The organism is Arthrobacter sp. BGA-UO-ETr-C19, assembly GCF_059568005.1.
Genome location: NZ_JCAQPC010000024.1, coordinates 1,122,940 through 1,140,964, shown reverse-complemented (window position 1 = coordinate 1,140,964; position 18,025 = coordinate 1,122,940). Strand labels below are relative to the sequence as shown.

The window sequence follows — 18,025 nt, the reverse complement described above, 5'->3', positions numbered from 1 at the left end:
CGTTCGCGGCAACCTTAGTCTGCAAAGTGATCCCATCCCACGGAGTCAGCGGGCCGTCCCGCGATCGTCACGCCCGGCGCCTTGTCTGCGCCGCAGGCCTGTACTGAGCCTATCCCAGTAAACCCGGGCGGCACCTGCATGCCCGCGGGGAATGTGGCCAGAAGACCGTGGTCTTCCCCGCCGCCGAGCACCCAGGCGCGCGGATCGGCGCCCAGGAGGGTGGCCGCGGGCTGGAGGGGCCCGGCGAGCCGGCCCAGCTGCCCGGGATCCAGGTCCAGCACAACGTGGCTGGCCACGGCCAGCCTGGTGCCGTCCCGCACCAGGCCGTCGGAAATGTCCATCATGGCTGTGGCGCCGGACATGCGCGCCAGCGGCCCGGCCTCCAGGGGCGGCTCCGGCCGGCACTGAAGCTCAAGGAGTGACAGCAGCTCCGGCGTAAGCGAACTCACATGATGCGCGGACTCCAGCAGCGCCAGCCCGGCAGCAGCCCAGCCTGCCCGCCCGGCGATCGCCACGGTGTCGCCTTCCTGAGCGCCGGACCGGAGGACCGGCTGGCCGCCGTCGAGCGTGCCGAGGACTGCAACTGTGACGGACAGCTCACGTCCGCGGCCCAGGTCGCCGCCGGCGACAGAGCACGCACCCGCCCCCAGCTTGCTGATGGCGGCCGTGAGGCCGTCCGCCAAGTCCTCGACCCACCCGACCGGAGTGTCCGGGGGCATGGTCAGGCTGACCACCATTGCGGTTGCCGACGCCCCCATGGCGTTGATGTCGCTAAGGTTCTGCGCTGCTGCCTTCCAGCCGACGTCGTAGCCGGTGGTCCGGTAGCCGTTGTTCCACTCAAGCCGGAAATCCTGGTCCTGGACCTGGGTGTCGATGCTGATGACCGTCCTGCCGTCGGGAACCGCAACGACGGCGGCGTCATCGCCCGGTCCGAGGACCACGGCGGCACTGTGCAGGGCGCTGAGTTCCAGGCGCGGAAAAATCCGGGCCAGAAGCTCCCCTTCGGACAACTGGGCGACAGTCAATGGTGTTTGCGGCACGCCACTACGCTACCGCCACGGGCAGACATTTACGGATCGCGCGTTTCCGGCCCCTGCAGGCAAGGGGTGCGGGCGGCACCTCGGCGGTCCGTCCGGCTACCCGCGGAACGATAGGCTTGAAGGATGCATTACCCGCCTGCCCAGAAACCTCCCCAGTATCCCGTCCGCAGGTTGAAGCTGGCAGTCGCCGCCGCGCTAACTGGACTGGCGCTGGGCGGCTGTTCACCCGCCGTCGACGTTGCCCCCGCCGCCGACGCAGCCAATCCGGCCTGCGCGCCGATGATGGTGGCCCTTCCGGATGCCATTGGCGACGCCCGCCTGCGGAAGACGAACAGCCAGGCCACCGCCGCCTGGGGCGACCCGTCACGGGTGGTCCTGCGGTGCGGGGTCAACGTCCCCGGGCCCACTACCGACCGCTGCGTGAGCGTCAACGACGTCGACTGGGTGATCAGGGAGGGTGACCCAGTGTGGACGCTGACCACCTATGGACGGGAACCGGCCACGGAAATCCTGATGGATCCGGACAAAATCAGCTCGGCCACTGTCCTGGCTGACCTGTCCGGCGCAGCTGCGAAGATCAAGGCCAGCCGCAAGTGCGTGGGCCAGCAGGAAGTCCAGGACCTGCCCACCAGCAAGTAGGCAGGTCCCGGGCTGGGCCCAGAGCTTAGCGCAGCCCGGTCTTTCGGGTCAGCGCCAGGTGGATCAGCTCGTCGATCAGTTCCGGATAGCTCAGTCCGGTGGCCGCCCACATCTGCGGGTACATGCTCTTCGGCGTGAACCCGGGCATGGTGTTGATTTCGTTGATGATGAGGTCGCCGTCCGGCGTGTAGAAGAAGTCGACGCGGCTCAGGCCCTCCGCCCCCACAGAATCGAACGCCGCGGCAGCAAGCTCGCGGACGCGGGCAATCGCTTCCTCGGGCATGTCCGCCGGGCAGCTCAGGGCAGCCGCGTCATCGACGTACTTGGCCTGGAAGTCATAGAACTCGTGCTCGCCGGCGGCCACGGAGATCTCGCCGGGCAGGGACGTGCGGGGGGCGTCGCCACCGCGGCCCTCGAGCACGGCGCACTCGATTTCCCGGCCGACGATGCCGGCCTCAATCACCAGCTTCGGATCATGTTCGCGGGCCGCTCCAATCGCGGCGTCCAGGCCGTCAAGCGAGTCCACCTTGGAGATGCCCATCGAGGACCCGGCGCGGGCGGGCTTGACGAACACCGGGAAACCCAACAGGTCGACCTGTTTGCGGACAGACTCGGGGTCGTTGCGCCACTGCCGGTCCGTCACCGCGATGTACGGACCCACCTTCAGGCCGGCCGCCTCGAAGACCACCTTCATGAAGTGCTTGTCCATGCCTACCGCCGAGGCCAGGACACCGGCGCCGACGTAGCGGGTGTCGGAGAGTTCCAGGAGCCCCTGGATGGTGCCGTCCTCGCCGAAGGGCCCGTGCAGCAGCGGGAACACCACGTCCACGGTGCCAAGTTCCTGCGGCACCTCGTTGGGGGCCGTCACGATGAGCTGGTGCTCTCCGCCGATCTCCGTGAGGCTTACAGTCTGGGCCGACGGCGGAACCTCCGGAAGCGAGGTGGCGGAGAGTGACCACTGGGCCGTGTCACCGGACGCGAGCACCCACTGGCCGGACTTGGCAATGCCGATGGGAACGACGTCGTACTTGTTCCGGTCGATGGCCCCCAGCACCCCGGCAGCGGTCACGCAGCTGACAGCGTGCTCGCTGGAGCGGCCGCCAAAGAGGACGGCCACCCGTGGCTTGTCAGGGGTTCTCTGGCCCTGGTTGGCGTTGTCCGCTGCGGTCAAGTTTTCTTCCGACACTGTCAGTAATCGCCTTCGGATTTAAGTTCCCGGGACAGCAGCAGCGGCCCGAGTTGGTCAACGGACAATTTACCGGCGAGGACCGCGACGACGGCCGCCGTGATCGGCATTTCGACGCCGAGTTTACCGGCCAGTTCATGGACTGCCTGGCCGGACTTGATGCCCTCGGCCGTCTGGGTCATTTTCTGGGCGACCTCGTCCAGCGTGAGTCCCTGTCCCAGCAGGCGGCCGGCGGTGTGGTTCCGGGACAGCGGCGACGAACAAGTGGCCACCAGGTCACCGAGGCCGGCCAGGCCGGCCATGGTGTGGGCTTTGCCGCCGAGTGCCAGGGCCAGCCGGGAGGTTTCAGCCAGGCCGCGGGTAATCACGGAAGCCTTCGTGTTGTCCCCCATCTGCTTTCCCTCGCAGATGCCCACGGCCAGCGCGATGACGTTCTTGACGATGCCGCCGATCTCGACGCCGACGATGTCAGAGGTGGTGTAGGGACGGAAGTACGGGGCGGTGCAGCTTCTGGCAATCCAGCCGGCGGCGGCGGCATCGGGGCAGGCAACCACCGAGGCCGTGGGCTCCTCCCGGGCGATCTCCATGGCCAGGTTGGGGCCGGACACGACGGCGATACGGTCGGCAGGGATGTCCAGTTCCTCGGCGATGACCTCGCTCATCCGTGCGTCCGAGCCCAGTTCGAGGCCCTTCATCAGGGACACCACGAGGGCATCGGATCCGATCAGCGGCTTCCACTTGCGCAGCTGGAGGCGCAGCGACTGCGCGGGAACCGCCAGGACCACGAGGTCAGCACCGGACAGCACGTCCGCAACGTCGGTGGACGCGGTGATGCTCGGCGGAAGGTCGATGTCGGCAAGGTACTGGGGGTTGCGGTGGTTGCCGTTGATCTCGGCTACGACTTCTTCCCGGCGTCCCCAGACCCGGATGCGGCGATCCACGCCGGAGGCGGTGGCAGCGTCGGCGAGGATTTTCGCGAACGTGGTGCCCCACGAACCGGCGCCCAGGACTGCCACGGACACGGCGGAGCCGGGCCGGGCAGACACAGGGGTCATTTCCCGCCCCGCTCAACGTCGCGGCCGTGCTTCGTCTGGTTGTGGGCGGTCGGGTCCCAGCGACGGGCCGGCGGTTGCTCCCCGCGGAGTTCGGCCAGGAGTCCGGTCACGGCATCCATGATGACCTCCGTGGCTTCCGCCAGAGTGGCCCTGTCCCGGGACCGGCCCGCGAACCGCGAGAGGTCAACGGGGTCGCCGATCCGGATCCTGGACGTCTTGCGCGGGAACAGGTGGAACCGCTTGGCGTAGCGGGGAAAGAGCTCGTGCGCTCCCCAGTGCGCCATCGGCACCACCGGGATGCCGGTCTCGAGGGCCAGGCGGGCGGCGCCGGTATGGCCCTTCATCGGCCACAGGTCGGGGTCGCGGGTCAGCGTGCCCTCGGGGTAAATAATGATCGCTCCGCCCTCAGCCACAATCTCCTGGGCGAGCTGCAGCGAGCGGTTAGCACCCGCCGTCGAGCGTTCCACCGGGATCTGCTTGGTGGCACGCAGCACGGCACCCACCACCGGGACCTTGAAGAGGCCTGACTTCGCCAGGAAGTGCGGGGCGCGCTTGTTGCTGTACAGCATGTGCCCGATCACGAGGGGGTCGATCTCGGTGCAGTGGTTGGGCACGGCGATGAAGCCGCCCGCGGGAAGTTTGTCGGTGCCCTCCCATTTTTTGTTCATGACCAGGTTCAGGACCGGCCGGACAATGCCGGCAATAATCACGAACGTTGTGTGGCTTTTGGCCGATTCTTTCACCGGGCCCCCGCTACTTCGCCGATGAGATGTCGAAGTCGGCGCCGAGCCCGGCCAGCTTTTCGGTGAACCGCTCGTAGCCGCGGTTGATGATATCGATTCCAGTCACCCGCGAGGTGCCCGTGGCGGCCAGCGCGGCGATCAGGTGGCTGAAGCCGCCGCGGAGGTCCGGCACATCAATGTCGGTTCCCTTGAGCTGCGTGGGGCCCGAGATGACGGCGGAATGCAGGAAGTTCCGCTGCCCGAAGCGGCACGGCACACTGCCCAGGCATTCCCGGTGCACCTGGATGCTGGCGCCCATGCGGATGAGGGCGTCCGTGAAGCCGAAGCGGTTCTCGTACACGGTCTCGTGCACGATGGACACGCCTTCGGCCTGGGTCAGGGCCACGACGAGGGGCTGCTGCCAGTCGGTCATGAAGCCCGGGTGGACGTCGGTCTCGAGGACGAGAGGGCTGAGCTTGCCGCCGCGGTGGTAGAAGCGGATTCCGTCCTCGCCGATGTCCATGCCGCCGCCCACCTTGCGGAAGGTGTTCAGGAAGGTCATCATGTCCCGCTGCGAGGCCCCTTCAACGAAGATGTCACCGCGGGTCACCAGCGCCGCGGACGCCCAGGAGGCCGACTCGTTGCGGTCCGACAGGGCCCGGTGGTTGTAGCCGCCCAGGTCGCGGACGCCCTCGATGCGGATGGTACGGTCCGTCTGGACGCTGATGATGGCGCCCATCTTCTGGAGCACGGCGATGAGGTCGACGATTTCGGGTTCGGTGGCGGCACCGGAAAGTTCGGTGATGCCTTCGGCGCGGGTTGCGCTCAGGAGGACCTGTTCCGTAGCTCCGACGGAGGGGTACGGCAGGGAGATCTTGGCCCCGTGCAGCCCCTTGGGCGCCGAAATGTGGATGCCGCCCGGGCGCTTCTCGACAACGGCACCGAACTGCCGCAGCACGTTCAGGTGGTAGTCGATGGGCCGGTCACCAATCTTGCAGCCGCCCAGGTCCGGGATGAAGGCCTCGCCGATCGCGTGGATCAGGGGACCGCACAGCAGAATGGGGATCCGGGAGTCACCGGCGTGCGCGTCGATGGCCGTGCTCGGCGCCGTCTTGGCCGCCTTGGGATCCAGGGTCAGGTCACCGGTGACGGGGTCCTTCTCGACGGTCACGCCGTGCAGCTGGAGCAGGCTGGTGACCACCTCGACGTCCTTGATCTCCGGAACGTTCCGCAGCACGGAGGGCTCGTTGCCCAGCAGTGCGGCCACCATGGCCTTGGGCACAAGGTTCTTGGCACCGCGGACGCTGACACGGCCAGTTAGCGGGACGCCTCCGCGGATTGTCAGAACACTACTCATTTACCGGTTTCCTCACGACTACTCGCCCCCAAATCCTTACAAAGGCACCAGCTAAGCATATGAGTTCGCGTTACCGAACCGAAATACTGACCCGGGCGTGTGGGGTCCGGCGGCCGGACCGGGGGCAGCGGAAAGGCCCGCCGGGGCTGTGCACGGCGGGCCTTCTGGCGATGATTTTTGGTTGTCCGGTCAGGAAGTCCTGGCCGGCAGCGTGAGGGGTTTGAAGGACGGCCGTGTGGCTTCGTACGCCGTGATGTCCTCCTCGTGCTGCAGGGTCAGCCCGATGTCATCGAGGCCCTCGAGCAGGCGCCAGCGTGTGTAGTCGTCGATCTCGAACGGCGCCACCACGTTGCCGCAGGTCACGGTCTTGGAGGCGAGGTCAACGGTCACCTCGGTCCCGGGTGCGTTCTCGAGCGTCTTCCAGATGAGCTCGATGTCATCCTGGGCAACCTGGGCGGCAAGGAGTCCCTGCTTGCCCGAGTTGCCGCGGAAGATGTCGGCGAACCTGGAGGAGAGCACGGCGCGGAAGCCGTAGTCCTTGAGCGCCCAGACGGCGTGCTCGCGCGACGAGCCGGTGCCGAAGTCCGGGCCGGCCACCAGCACGGACCCGGCGTTGAACGGCTCCTGGTTCAGGATGAAGGAAGGGTCTTTGCGCCACGCTGAGAACAGCGCGTCTTCAAAGCCGGTGCGGGTGATGCGCTTGAGGTACACGGCCGGGATGATCTGGTCCGTATCAACGTTGCTCTGGCGCAGCGGAACGCCAATGCCGGTGTGGGTGGTGAACTTTTCCATGGCGTCTTCCTAGGCGGCGTCGGTGGTCAGGGCTGCGGATTCCGGTGCCGGATCAAGGTCCGACGGCGAACTCAGCGTTCCGCGGACGGCCGTGGCGGCTGCAACTACAGGAGAAACGAGGTGCGTGCGGCCGCCCTTGCCCTGCCGGCCTTCGAAGTTGCGGTTGGAGGTGGAGGCGCACCGCTCCCCCGGCTCCAGCTGGTCCGGGTTCATGCCCAGGCACATTGAGCAGCCGGCAAAGCGCCATTCAGCACCAAAGTCCTTGAAGACCCTGTCCAGGCCCTCAGCCTCCGCTTCGAGGCGCACCCGGGCCGAGCCGGGGACCACCAGCATCCGGACCTTCGGGTCCTTCTCGCGGCCGCGGATGATGTCTGCCGCGGCCCGCAGGTCCTCGATGCGGGAGTTGGTGCAGGAGCCCAGGAAGACGGTGTCCACCCGGATGTCCTTCATGGGTGTTCCGGCTTCCAGGCCCATGTACTGCAGGGCGCGTTCCGCCGCGGCCTTGGCGTTCTCGTCGCCGAAGTCTTCCGGGGACGGCACCTTGGCCGACAGCGAGACGCCCTGGCCCGGGTTGGTGCCCCAGGTAACGAACGGCTCCAGGGTGTTGGCGTCCAGGTCGACCTGGGCGTCGAAGACTGCGTCGTCGTCCGTGCGCAGCGTGTTCCAGTATTCGACGGCGGCGTCCCAGTCGGCGCCCTGCGGCGCGTGCGGGCGGCCGTTCATGTACGCGTAGGTGGTCTCGTCCGGCGCCACCATGCCGGCGCGGGCGCCTGCTTCGATGGACATGTTGCAGATGGTCATCCGGGCGTCCATGGACAGCGCGCGGATGGCCGAGCCACGGTACTCCAGGACGTAACCCTGGCCGCCGCCGGTGCCGATCTTGGCAATGACGGCAAGGATAATGTCCTTGGCGGTCACGCCGGGGCGCAGAGTGCCCTCGACGTTGATGGCCATGGTCTTGAAGGGCTTGAGGGACAGCGTCTGGGTGGCCATGACGTGCTCGACCTCGGACGTGCCGATGCCCATGGCCAGCGCACCGAACGCGCCGTGGGTGGAGGTGTGCGAGTCGCCGCAGACCACGGTCATTCCGGGCTGGGTCAGTCCCAGCTGCGGGCCCACGACGTGCACGATGCCCTGCTCGGCGTCACCGAGCGGGTGCAGGCGGACGCCGAACTCCTCGCAGTTGTTGCGCAGGGTTTGGATCTGGGTCCGGCTGGTAAGGTCGGCGATCGGCTTGTCGATGTCCAGGGTCGGAGTGTTGTGGTCCTCGGTGGCGATGGTGAGGTCCGGGCGGCGCAGCTTGCGGCCGGCCAGGCGGAGACCCTCGAATGCCTGCGGGGAAGTCACCTCATGGACGAGGTGCAGGTCGATGTACAGAAGGTCTGGCTGGGCGTTGGCGCCTTCGCCGTCGCCTTTGCGCACCACGTGCGCATCCCAGACTTTCTCGGCCAATGTTTTGGCCATGGCCATCTCCCTTCGATGCTGTTTGTTGTTGGATCCACTGAAACAGCAGACCCCTGTAATAAGCCAGTCGAATGATTTGCATCTCAGATAATGAGACGGCAATATCAGTACATGGACAATTCTAGTGGAGTCGGTGTCATTGATAAAGCAGCACAGGTGCTCGACGCGCTTGAGGCCGGACCCACGACCCTGGCGCAGCTAGTCGCTGCCACGGGACTGGCGCGGCCAACAGTGCACAGGCTGGCGTTGGCGCTGGTCCACCACCGCCTGGTGAGCCGCGATATCCAGGGCCGCTTTGTCCTCGGCAGCCGCCTCGTTGAGCTGGCGTCCGCCGCCGGCGAGGACAGGCTGATCGCCTCCGCCGGGCCGGTTCTCATGCAGCTCCGCGATGCCACCGGCGAAAGCGCCCAGATCTTCCGCCGCCAGGGCGACTGGCGGGTCTGCGTTGCCTCCGCCGAACGGCCCATTGGCCTGCGCGACACCATTCCCGTGGGAACCCAGCTGTCCATGAAGGCCGGCTCTGCCGCCCAGGTGCTGCTCGCCTGGGAGGACCACGACCGCCTGCTGGAGGGCCTGCAGTCGGCGCGCTTCACGCCCACCGTTCTGGCCGGAGTCCGACGGCGGGGCTGGGGCCAGAGCCTCGGCGAACGGGAGCCCGGGGTCGCCTCAGTCTCTGCACCCGTGCGCGGGCCCTCGGGCCGTGTCATCGCCGCGGTCTCCATCTCCGGCCCGATCGAGCGCCTCACCCGCCAGCCCGGCCGGCTGCACGCGGAGGTTGTCTGCAACGCGGCCCGCTTACTGACGGAAGCCCTCCGCAAGAATAACGACTAGCTTCGCGGCGGGGTGGCCAGTCTGTTCCCGGGCCACGGCGCCCCAACTGGGTAGCACTTCAGGGCCTTCCCAGGCCTGGGAGGGCCGTGAGCTGCTACCTAGTTTTCGTTCCTCCGGGGGACGAAGCCCGTGCGACGACGGTGCTGCCGCGGTTTGGTCCTTCTGCTCGGCTGTTTCCCGGCCCCGCACCCAACTGGGTAGTACTTCAGGGCGTTCCCAGCGCTGGGAACGCCCCCTGCTGCTACCCAGTTTTCGTTCTCCGGTGGGTTCAGGAAACTTTTTGAATCCCGCCCCTTGTGGTGCACGATCGACCCTTTATTGTCAGTCCCCCTTGGCAGACTGAGTACATGGAAGGCAGCTGGAATTCTGCACTGACAGCAGGAGCGCCGCACGGCGGAGTTCTGCAGGCTGCCGCGGTTCCTGACACTCTTCTTCCAGAGGCCGTTTTCCCCCTTGCCGCGTTCCCCGAGGGTGCGTTCGCGAACCGTTCCGTTCCGTTTGAGGGGTTGGCGGACGGCGGGTTGCCGTATGACGACGACCCTGACGCCGCGTATCCGGCCTCGTTCCCGGAGGACCCGTTTCCCGAGGCCTTGTTGGACCGTACAACAGCGACGGGTTGGTTTCTCCCGGCAGCAGACCTCACCGCCGACGGTGCCGGGCTGATCGACCAGATACGCGGCTACGAGGACTTCAAGTGCTGGGCAGCCGGTCAACAGGCACGGCTTGCCGTCGCCTTCGAGATCCGGCACCGCGAGGAACAAACCGAACTCACGGAGCAGGGCAGCCCTGAGACGCTGTTGGCTGAGGACCTCGACAAGAAACGTCCCAAAGAACAGAGCACGGGCGCGGCTTAGCAGATTGCGCTGGCCCGGGGCGAGTCCCCGCACCGCGGCGGCCGGCTGCTCGGCATGTCGAAGGCCCTGGTCAAGGAGATGCCCCACACCCTGGCCGCCCTGGACACCGGCCAGCTCAATGAAGAGCACGCCATGTACGTCGTGAAAGAGACAGCCTGCCTGAGTGTGGCCGACCGGACCGCCGTCGACGAGGAACTCGCCGCCGACACCGGAACCTTCACCGGCGCCGGAACCCGCACCGTCATCGCCGCAACCCGGGCCGCCGCCACCCGCAGGGACCCGCGCTCGGTCACCCAACGGGCGAGCCATGCCGCGTCGGAGCGGTCAGTGAGCCTGCGACCGGCACCTGACTGCATGACCTACCTCACGGCACTGCTGCCCGCCCACCAGGGAGTCGCCGTGCACGCGGCCCTGACCCGGCAGGCCGATGCCCTCAAGGCCGCCGGCGACCCACGCTCCCGGAACCAAATCAAAGCCGACACCCTCATCGAACGCACCACCGGCACGCCCGGCGGCATCACCGGCATCGAGATCAACCTGGTCATGACCGATCGCACCCTCCTCCAAGGCGACACCGAACCCGCACGAATACCCGGCTACGGCATCGTCCCCGCAGACTATGCCCGGAACCTGCTAACGCAGGGGCAGGTAGAAGGAGGCCAGGGGCTCAAAATCTGGATCCGGCGGCTCTACACCGCCCCCGGAACCGGCGACCTGGTCGCCATGGACTCGCGACGGCGCCTCTTCCCGGCACCGCTGCGCCGCTTCATCCAAATCCGGGACGACACCTGCCGCACCCCCTACTGCGACGCCCCCATCCGCCACTTTGACCACATCATCCCCTGGCACGACGACGGCCCAACCACCCTGGCCAACGGTGCCGGGCTCTGCGAAGCGTGCAACCACACCAAGGAACTCCCCGGCTGGAAAGCAAAGCCCAGACCCGGACCCCGGCACACCATCGAACTCACCACACCCACCGGCCACACCTACCACTCCACCGCACCGCCACTGCCCGGATCCCGGTTGCGCGAAATACGCCATTCCGAACAGCGCGGTGCGGGTCCGTAACGCGGCCAGGGCGGGCATACCGCCGTCGCCGACTTCGGCTCCCCTAGACGGTTTAGTCAGCGGCAACGCACGATCAGGCCGTTGTAGTGTGGGCGCATGACCAGCTACGCAGTATTCCTCCGCGGCATCAACGTGGGCGGCATCAACATCAAGATGGCGGACCTCAAGGAAGCCCTGAAGGCGGGACCGTTCACCGGAGTAAAGACGCTCCTGGCCAGCGGCAATGTGGTGCTGGCCAGTGATCTCGGCATAGCCGCCGTCAAGAAAGAACTCGAGGCAACCCTGCGGAAGTCGTTCGGCTACGACGCCTGGGTAGTGGTGCTTACAGCGGACCGCGTATCGGAGCTCGTGGCCGCGTGCCGCTATCCCGCCGACGACAAAAGCACGCACACGTATCTCACCCTGGCCTCAGACACGGCCGCGCTGGATGAGCTGTTCGCCATGGGCAAAGCGCTGGACGGCGCGGAGCAGGAGCGGCTGGGTCCCGAGGCCATGGCCTGGCTGGCGCCCGCCGGCGGGACGCTCGAGAGCCCGTTCAGCAAACTGACTGCAAAGCCGAGGTACAAGGCCTCCACCACCACCCGAAACCTCCGCACTATGATCAAGGTCCGGGACGCCGCCGCAGGCCTGGAGACGGCAGCCGGCTGACCGGCCGGAGCACCAGGCTTAGCCGGCGGCAGCCCGCAACGCCGCGTTGAACGCCTCCAGGCGCCGGACTTCCGCCTCCACCGGTTCCACCACGAGCCGGCCCGCCACATCTGCCACGGCAGCGTTGAGCCGCTTCCTGGCCCTCGCGCCGCGGCGCTTCGCCACGGCGGCAGATATGACTTTGGCCGCCACGGCAAGGAGAATCCCCAGTGCAGCTCCGCCAGCAATCAGCAGGGTGGGGACCGGCCAGCCTTCCACCCGGGGCACCTGCGGCACGGGCAGTTGCAGGTAGCCGAGCCCGGCCAGCACACCAAGCCACCCCAGTCCGGCCACGGCCGCGAGTAGCGCCAGCCATTGCACAACGTTGAATGCACCCCACCACCAGGACTTCCGGCCCGCAGCGAGGTCCGCCCCGGCAATGGCCTGGTCAAGGGCATCAGGCAGCCGGTCCCTACCCATCCGGGCCGCGGCGCGGATGGATGCCTGCCAGGGCCCGGGGGCACCGTCACTGGCGGCGTCTGCAAACTGGCGGACCGCAGCATCGCTCCGCGCACGCTCCGGGGCACCCGCCGGCGGCAGCGACGTCCGGTTCACCTCGGCGTTGGCAGTGCGTCGCAGGTTGAGCCGGCGGAGCGGATCAGGCCTGAACCGGACCAGCCACCGCGTCACCGGCCAGCCGGTGCGCCGAGTGGACTCGATCCGGTAGGACGCGGACACCGCATCGGCCACCAAAGGCACGTTGGCCGCCGTCGCCAGTTCATTGGCAAGCCGCGCTACCGTCCCGCCCTTCACTCCAGCGGCTTCCCCACGGCCCGAAACTTCCTCCAGCTGCGCCGCCGCCTTGGTCACGTCCGCGGACAGCCGCAGCGACAGCGCCTCCCGCTGCGAAACCACGCGGCGGATGGCAGCCCGGACACCGTCCACTCCCGCTCCCGTCAGCGCGGACGCCGCCAGGACCTGTACCTTGCCCAGTCCGTCACTGGCCAGGATCCCCCGAAGCGACTCGAGCACGGGCTCCACATCCGCTGCCGGAAGCCTGTCCACCTGGTTGAGCACCACCAGCGTGACGGCCCCGTGTGTCGCCAACGGAGCCAGGAAGCCGTTATGGACGGCGGCGTCGGCATACTTTTGCGGATCCAGCACCCAGACGAGGACGTCCACCATCCCCACCAGCCGTTGCACGATCTCCCGGTTCGAGGTGCGGGTTGAATCGAAGTCAGGCAAATCCAGCAGGATCAGCCCGGTATCGTCGTCGGCAAACCCGTCCACGGGGTCTGCGAGGTGACGGGAGCGGACATCCAGCCAGTCCAGCAGCGGCTCGCTGCCGTCGGCTCCCCACACACTCGCCAAGGGTTCGGATGTGGTGGGCCGGCGCGCCGCCGCAGTCGCGATTTCGGCGCCGTTCACGGCGTTGAACAGCGTGGATTTTCCGCTTCCGGTCGCCCCGAAGAAGCCCACCACCGTATGGTCGGCAGAGAGCGCCCGCCGCGACCGGGCACGTTCCAGGACCCCGAGCACGTCCTGGAGGGCGGCGTCGGGAAGCACGCCCTCGGCCAGCTCCCGGGCCCTGCCCAGGGCATCGAGGCGGCCTTGCAGCCGCATCTCTTCCTTTGCCCTCCCCCGGCGGTTCACGTGGCGTCCGCCAGCCGCGTGAGCGCCTGCGCATGCTGGGCGAGCCCGACGCCGGCCTGCCCGGTGTCCGGGGCCAGCCGGTCCAGGAAGCGCTCCTGCTCGGCCGCCAGCAGGCTTCGGCACCTGCTGGCCAAATCATCACGGGCAGTACGGGCGAGCCGGCGCACGGCGTCCTCGCCAAAGACGGCTTCGAGCAGTTTCTGGCCCACGACGGCGGTCCCTCCGGCGACGCCGATCTCCAGGCCGGTCAACCCTGCAGTCATGGAGAAAACCACAATCATCAGTGCGGCGCCGAGGCCGTTGATGCCGAAGGAGAGCCACCGTGCCTGGGTCCGCTTGTCCTGCCCTTCGGTTCTGATCAGTTCCATGAGGCCGGCCTGCCAGTCCCGTATCTCAGCCGCCACGAGGTCCCCAAAGCCAGGGCTCGTTCCTGAGAGGTCGTCGGTGCCCAGGAGCTGCCGGCCCGCCGGATTCGAGCGCCAGCGCTGGTCAGCGTCCTCCGCCGCCTTGGCGGCCTCATCCAGGATGACGGCCTGGAGCCCCGTTTCAATGGCGGTTTCCACTTTCACTGCGGGCGCGGGCTCGCCCCGGAAGAATGCCCCAAGCCGGTCGCGGAACCGCCCCACGTTCTGCTCCAGGCTCCGGAAGAACTCACCCGTTCCCACAAAGTCCTGCCAGCGGGCCAGGACCTCGCCACGCAGGAGGGCACCGTCCTTGGTGGCATCGATGATCCGGGTGCCCGCGTCCTGGTAGGCGGCCCGTACGTCATCGCCCAGCAGGGTGGCCGCGCGGCCCTGCTCCTTTGCAGCGTCGGCTATGCGTCCCATGCGTTGGCCAAGTTCCCGCACGGCGCCGTGCAGTGTCCGTCTTGCGATGTCGGCGCGGGCCGCGGCGTCGTCGGCAAGTCCGCGGAGCCAGGCTTTCAGGGGTTCCACGGTTTCCGCCGGCAGCATGCCGGAGCTGCCTAGGGCGACTTCCGGGATGACGAACAGGCGGGCAGCACCAAGGCCTTCCCGTGCCAGCATGCTGCGCAGATCCTCGCTCACCTCGGCTTCCGCTGCCGCCGGCACGCGGTCGAGGACCACCGCCACCATGATGTCCCTCGTCGCCGCGTTCAGCAGAAGCTTCCAGGGAACGGCGTCAGCGTAGCGGTTGGCGGTGGTCACAAAGATCCAAAGGTCCGCTGCCGCCAGTAACTGCCCGGCGAGCCTGCGGTTCTCGTCGGAGATGGAGTCCACGTCCGGAGCATCAAGCAGTGCGATGCCCTCGGGCACGGCAGGCTCGCCCACGAGGACCAATGACGAGACGGGCGCGGTGTCCATTGACGTTCCGGGTGGACCGCCGGGCGCAGGTGTGACCCCAGCCGGAACGACGGTACCGCGGATCCGCCTGAGGCCCGGCAGAACCCGCTGGTCATCGAACCAATCAGCTTCCGAGGGGTGGTGCAGGAGGATGGGCTGGCGCGTGGTGGGCCGGATGGCGCCGGCGCGTGTAACCGCATGGCCGACGAGCGCATTCACGAGCGTCGATTTGCCGGCACCCGTTGAGCCGCCGACGACGGCCAGCAGCGGAGCGTCAAGGCTGCGGTAACGGGGCAGGATGTAGTCGTCGAGCTGGGCCACGGAGTTCCGGATCTCTAGCCGCGCCTGGTCGGCCGTCGGCAGGGCCAGTGGCAACGAGACAGCTGCCAAATCGCGGCGGACCTCCTCAAGGAGCCGCAGGCCGGCTGGCTGCGCTTCCGTTTCCTGGCCGCTGGCTGGCGGGATTCGGTTGGAGGTCACAGCCTCATCATGCCAGTCCGGGCCGGATTTCGGTCGAACGCCAGCACTCCCTCGCCGCTATGCACCCAGCGCGGCAAGGATTTTTGGGGAAAGCCGGATTTTGGCTGCTAAGCCAGCCGCTAAGCCATTCTTGTCAGGCGAAATTTTCGGGCAAAACAAAACCGGCCCCGGGCTGTTGCCCGGAGCCGGTTGCATGTGACCCCAGCGGGATTCGAACCCGCGTTACCGCCGTGAGAGGGCGGCGTACTAGGCCGCTATACGATGGGGCCGTGTACTTTTCGATCAGCGTTTCCGCCAATCAAGCCAAGTTAGTTTTACACACATTTGGCTTTGTTCCAAATCGATGCTTTTCGATTCACAACACCTGAATTTCTGCGGATAATCCGAAGAAATTCAGAGCTGGGATACCAGGACTCGAACCTAGAATGACGGTACCAGAAACCGTAGTGTTGCCAATTACACCATATCCCATTGGCACTTTCGGGCCGGTCGAAAGTCTCTGTCTTTCGCTCCGTGCCCCTCAGCACGAGTAATTACTCTACCCGAGACTTTTGCGCCGCACAAATCGGCGGGCCGTTACCTGCGCCACACTTTCGGAAGGCTGTGGCGGGCGCAGGTAACGGACACCCGGCCGGCTAGCTGGAACCGGCTGGCAGCGCCAGTAGTTCCAGCAGTGAAGCGATCTCCTGCCCTTGGAAACCCGGAGCCTGCTCCCCGCTGCGGTTCAGCCAAATGCCCAACAGTCCAGCCGCCGTCGACCCCTCAGCGTCCAGGAGCCGGTTGTCGCCGATGTAGAGCGTGGAGGCAGGCGTGCTGCCGATCAGCCGGACTCCTTCGAGGTAAATTGCGGGGTCCGGCTTTGGGACACCGACAGTATCGGTGCCCACAAGGAACCTGATGCGTTCCAGGCCGGCGCTGTCCAGCTTCACCCGCTGGTAGTCGTGCACGTTATTACTCACGGCCCCGTAGGGGATTCCGGCCTGGTCAAGGGCGTCAAGGAACGGCAGGACGTCCTCAAAGGCGGTGACGTAGCTGGGCTGCAGCCGCGAGTAGGTGCTGAGCCAGTTGTGTGACTCCTCCCCCTCGCCCATTTCGACGCCGAAGTGCCCCAGGGCTGCGCGGCCCCGGAGCAGTCGCTGCTCGTTGAAGGTCAGCTCGCCGGCGAGGTAGCGGTCGTAGTAGTGGGTTGTCTCATGGGTGAAGATCCGCCCCACCTTCTCCCACCCGGCCTGGTCCAGGCCGGGCAGGAGGTGTTCGCTGGCGTCCCGCAGCGCCGTGGTCATGGCATAGGCAAGGTCCACGAGGGTGTCGTCAATGTCGAACAGGACACCGCTGACCGCCCCGAGGCGACGGGACAGGACAGCGGTTTCCACTGCGGGGTGTGACATCAGCCGCGGAAAGCGCGGAGGCGCGCCAGGGACGATTCCTTGCCCAGGATGACCATGGACTCGAACAGCGGCGGGGAGATCCGGCGGCCGGAGATCGCCGTCCGCACCGGGCCAAACGCGAGCCGGGGCTTGATCCCCAGGTCCTCCACCAGCGCCTGCTTCAGCGCGGACTGGATGTTTTCGGCGGTCCAGTCGTCGATCGGTTCGAGCGCGGCCAGCGCCGCGTCGAGGACCTCGGTGACATTCTCCGGCAGGCCCTTGCGGGCGTCGGCGGCGACGTCGATCGCGTCGTCGGACTTGAACAGGAACGCCAGCATATCCGGGGCTTCGCCAAGGAGGGTGATCCGCTCCTGGACCAGCGGAGCGGACTCCGTCAGGATTTCTTCCTCGCGGTCGGTGAGGATCTCCCCCACCAAGCCCTCGTGCCGGAGGTACGGGACCAGCCGCTCGCGGAAGACGGCAGGGTCCAGCAGCCGGACGTGTGTTCCGTTGATCGCTTCGGCCTTCTTGAGGTCGAAGCGGGCCGGGTTGGCGAGGACATCGTGGATGTCAAAGTTCTTCACCAGCTGCTCCACCGTGAAGATGTCCTCGTCGGCGCTCAGAGACCAGCCGAGCAGGGACAGGTAGTTGAGCAGCCCTTCGGGGATGAAGCCGCGCTCCCGGTGGAGGAACAGGCTCGATTCCGGGTCGCGCTTGGAAAGCTTCTTGTTGCCCTGGCCCATGACATAGGGCAGGTGCCCGAACTCCGGCATGTACGCCGCCACGCCCACCGCGTAGAGCGCGCGGTAGAGGGCGACCTGCCGCGGTGTGGAGCTGAGCAGGTCCTCACCGCGGAGAACATGGGTGATGCCCATGAGGGCGTCGTCCACCGGGTTGACCAGGGTGTAGAGAGGAGCCCCGTTGGCCCGCACCACGGCAAAGTCCGGGACGGAACCGGCCTTGAACGTGATCTCGCCACGGACGAGGTCGGTGAAGGTGATGTCCTCGTCCGGCATCCGCAGCCGCAGCACGGCCTCCCGTCCCTCGGCTTTGAACGCAGCGACCTGTTCGTCGCTGAGGTCGCGGTCAAAGCCGTCGTAGCCCAGCTTCGGGTCCCGTCCGGCGGCACGGTGGCGCGCTTCGATCTCGTCCGGAGTCGAGTAGGACTCGTAGATGTGGCCGCCTGCCCTGAGCTTGGCGATGACGTCCTGGTACAGCTCACTGCGCTGCGACTGTCGGTATGGCGCGTGGGGGCCGCCCACCTCCACGCCCTCGTCCCAGTCGATGCCGAGCCACTTCAGGGCATCGAGCAGCTGGTGGTAGCTTTCCTCGCTGTCGCGTGCCGAGTCCGTGTCCTCGATGCGGAAGATCATCTTGCCGCCGGTGTGGCGGGCGTAGGCCCAGTTGAACAGCGCCGTGCGGATCAGCCCGACGTGCGGGGTGCCCGTGGGTGACGGGCAGAAGCGGACGCGGACGGGTGTTTCGGCGGTGACGGCGGGAATGGCAGCAGGCGCGGCGGAGGGGGTAGTCATAGTGATACCAACTTTACCAACCGGCCACCGCTGCCCCCGCCCGCTTGGCGGACC

Annotated in this window: 14 protein-coding genes, 2 tRNA genes and 1 pseudogene; 4 read left to right on the top strand and 13 right to left on the bottom strand. The window is 67.2% G+C overall.

Features of this window, described 5'->3' with window-relative positions:
* Positions 1 to 14: 14 nt before the first annotated feature.
* Entirely contained in the window at positions 15 to 1,040 is a 1,026-nt protein-coding gene (locus AC57BR_RS24170) for a thiamine-phosphate kinase (protein WP_496365143.1), read from the bottom strand.
* Between the two features lie 123 nt (positions 1,041 to 1,163).
* Between AC57BR_RS24170 and AC57BR_RS24165 the strand changes: the two genes are divergently transcribed.
* Positions 1,164 to 1,679, top strand: coding sequence for a DUF3515 family protein (locus AC57BR_RS24165; protein ID WP_496365142.1), 516 nt, complete (start codon positions 1,164 to 1,166; stop codon positions 1,677 to 1,679).
* A gap of 25 nt (positions 1,680 to 1,704) precedes the next feature.
* Here AC57BR_RS24165 and AC57BR_RS24160 read toward each other — a convergent pair whose 3' ends face one another.
* From AC57BR_RS24160 to leuC, 6 genes are all read right to left on the bottom strand, one after another.
* Positions 1,705 to 2,850, bottom strand: coding sequence for a D-alanine--D-alanine ligase family protein (locus tag AC57BR_RS24160; protein WP_496365141.1), 1,146 nt, complete (start codon positions 2,848 to 2,850; stop codon positions 1,705 to 1,707).
* Positions 2,851 to 2,867: 17 nt separating this feature from the next.
* The gene (locus AC57BR_RS24155) at positions 2,868 to 3,920 is read right to left on the bottom strand and encodes an NAD(P)H-dependent glycerol-3-phosphate dehydrogenase (protein WP_496365140.1); all 1,053 of its coding nucleotides are present in this window, start codon (positions 3,918 to 3,920) and stop codon (positions 2,868 to 2,870) included.
* Complete coding sequence (locus AC57BR_RS24150) at positions 3,917 to 4,663, bottom strand: lysophospholipid acyltransferase family protein (protein WP_496365139.1); 747 nt, start codon at positions 4,661 to 4,663, stop codon at positions 3,917 to 3,919. The genes AC57BR_RS24155 and AC57BR_RS24150 overlap by 4 nt, the downstream gene beginning before the upstream one ends.
* 10 nt (positions 4,664 to 4,673) lie before the next feature.
* Entirely contained in the window at positions 4,674 to 5,999 is a 1,326-nt protein-coding gene (gene murA / locus AC57BR_RS24145; protein WP_307103597.1) for a UDP-N-acetylglucosamine 1-carboxyvinyltransferase, read from the bottom strand.
* Between the two features lie 189 nt (positions 6,000 to 6,188).
* A complete protein-coding gene (leuD, locus tag AC57BR_RS24140) occupies positions 6,189 to 6,791 on the bottom strand; it encodes a 3-isopropylmalate dehydratase small subunit (RefSeq protein ID WP_003806025.1) in 603 nt (200 codons plus the stop codon).
* A gap of 9 nt (positions 6,792 to 6,800) precedes the next feature.
* The gene (gene leuC, locus AC57BR_RS24135; RefSeq protein ID WP_496365138.1) at positions 6,801 to 8,255 is read right to left on the bottom strand and encodes a 3-isopropylmalate dehydratase large subunit; all 1,455 of its coding nucleotides are present in this window, start codon (positions 8,253 to 8,255) and stop codon (positions 6,801 to 6,803) included.
* Between the two features lie 111 nt (positions 8,256 to 8,366).
* Here leuC and AC57BR_RS24130 point away from each other — a divergent pair, with 111 nt between their 5' ends.
* The 3 genes and pseudogenes from AC57BR_RS24130 (at position 8,367) to AC57BR_RS24120 (ending at position 11,659) form a co-directional block, all read left to right on the top strand.
* Complete coding sequence (locus AC57BR_RS24130) at positions 8,367 to 9,086, top strand: IclR family transcriptional regulator (protein ID WP_496365137.1); 720 nt, start codon at positions 8,367 to 8,369, stop codon at positions 9,084 to 9,086.
* Between the two features lie 347 nt (positions 9,087 to 9,433).
* Positions 9,434 to 11,011, top strand: a pseudogene (locus AC57BR_RS24125) (HNH endonuclease).
* 96 nt (positions 11,012 to 11,107) lie between these two features.
* A complete protein-coding gene (locus AC57BR_RS24120; protein ID WP_496365136.1) occupies positions 11,108 to 11,659 on the top strand; it encodes a DUF1697 domain-containing protein in 552 nt (183 codons plus the stop codon).
* 18 nt (positions 11,660 to 11,677) lie between these two features.
* On the opposite strand, the gene AC57BR_RS24115 is transcribed toward AC57BR_RS24120, so the two are convergent.
* The 6 genes from AC57BR_RS24115 to gltX form a co-directional block, all read right to left on the bottom strand.
* Positions 11,678 to 13,261: a GTPase gene (locus tag AC57BR_RS24115; RefSeq protein WP_496365135.1), complete on the bottom strand. Its 1,584-nt coding sequence runs from the start codon at positions 13,259 to 13,261 to the stop codon at positions 11,678 to 11,680.
* Positions 13,262 to 13,287: 26 nt separating this feature from the next.
* Positions 13,288 to 15,072 (bottom strand): dynamin family protein, encoded by a 1,785-nt coding sequence (locus AC57BR_RS24110; protein WP_496365134.1) that lies wholly within the window; start codon positions 15,070 to 15,072, stop codon positions 13,288 to 13,290.
* A 196-nt stretch (positions 15,073 to 15,268) separates the two neighbouring features.
* Positions 15,269 to 15,341, bottom strand: a tRNA-Glu gene (locus AC57BR_RS24105).
* Between the two features lie 130 nt (positions 15,342 to 15,471).
* Positions 15,472 to 15,543: transfer RNA gene (locus AC57BR_RS24100), tRNA-Gln, on the bottom strand.
* Positions 15,544 to 15,707: 164 nt separating this feature from the next.
* Positions 15,708 to 16,460 carry an HAD family hydrolase gene (locus AC57BR_RS24095; RefSeq protein ID WP_496365133.1) on the bottom strand — a complete coding sequence of 251 codons (753 nt, stop codon included), beginning with the start codon at positions 16,458 to 16,460 and terminating at the stop codon, positions 15,708 to 15,710.
* The gene (gene gltX, locus AC57BR_RS24090) at positions 16,460 to 17,971 is read right to left on the bottom strand and encodes a glutamate--tRNA ligase (RefSeq protein ID WP_496365132.1); all 1,512 of its coding nucleotides are present in this window, start codon (positions 17,969 to 17,971) and stop codon (positions 16,460 to 16,462) included. Before gltX ends, AC57BR_RS24095 begins: the two co-directional genes overlap by 1 nt.
* Positions 17,972 to 18,025: the final 54 nt, after the last annotated feature.

What these genes read in the sequence shown, in the direction of transcription:
- AC57BR_RS24165 (WP_496365142.1), top strand. Translation starts at nt 1,164, where the DNA reads ATGCATTACCCGCCTGCCCAGAAACCTCCCCAGTATCCCGTCCGCAGG.
- AC57BR_RS24155 (WP_496365140.1), bottom strand. Translation starts at nt 3,920, where the DNA reads ATGACCCCTGTGTCTGCCCGGCCCGGCTCCGCCGTGTCCGTGGCAGTC.
- murA (WP_307103597.1), bottom strand. Translation starts at nt 5,999, where the DNA reads ATGAGTAGTGTTCTGACAATCCGCGGAGGCGTCCCGCTAACTGGCCGT.
- leuD (WP_003806025.1), bottom strand. Translation starts at nt 6,791, where the DNA reads ATGGAAAAGTTCACCACCCACACCGGCATTGGCGTTCCGCTGCGCCAG.
- leuC (WP_496365138.1), bottom strand. Translation starts at nt 8,255, where the DNA reads ATGGCCAAAACATTGGCCGAGAAAGTCTGGGATGCGCACGTGGTGCGC.
- AC57BR_RS24130 (WP_496365137.1), top strand. Translation starts at nt 8,367, where the DNA reads ATGGACAATTCTAGTGGAGTCGGTGTCATTGATAAAGCAGCACAGGTG.
- AC57BR_RS24120 (WP_496365136.1), top strand. Translation starts at nt 11,108, where the DNA reads ATGACCAGCTACGCAGTATTCCTCCGCGGCATCAACGTGGGCGGCATC.
- AC57BR_RS24115 (WP_496365135.1), bottom strand. Translation starts at nt 13,261, where the DNA reads ATGCGGCTGCAAGGCCGCCTCGATGCCCTGGGCAGGGCCCGGGAGCTG.
- AC57BR_RS24095 (WP_496365133.1), bottom strand. Translation starts at nt 16,460, where the DNA reads ATGTCACACCCCGCAGTGGAAACCGCTGTCCTGTCCCGTCGCCTCGGG.
- gltX (WP_496365132.1), bottom strand. Translation starts at nt 17,971, where the DNA reads ATGACTACCCCCTCCGCCGCGCCTGCTGCCATTCCCGCCGTCACCGCC.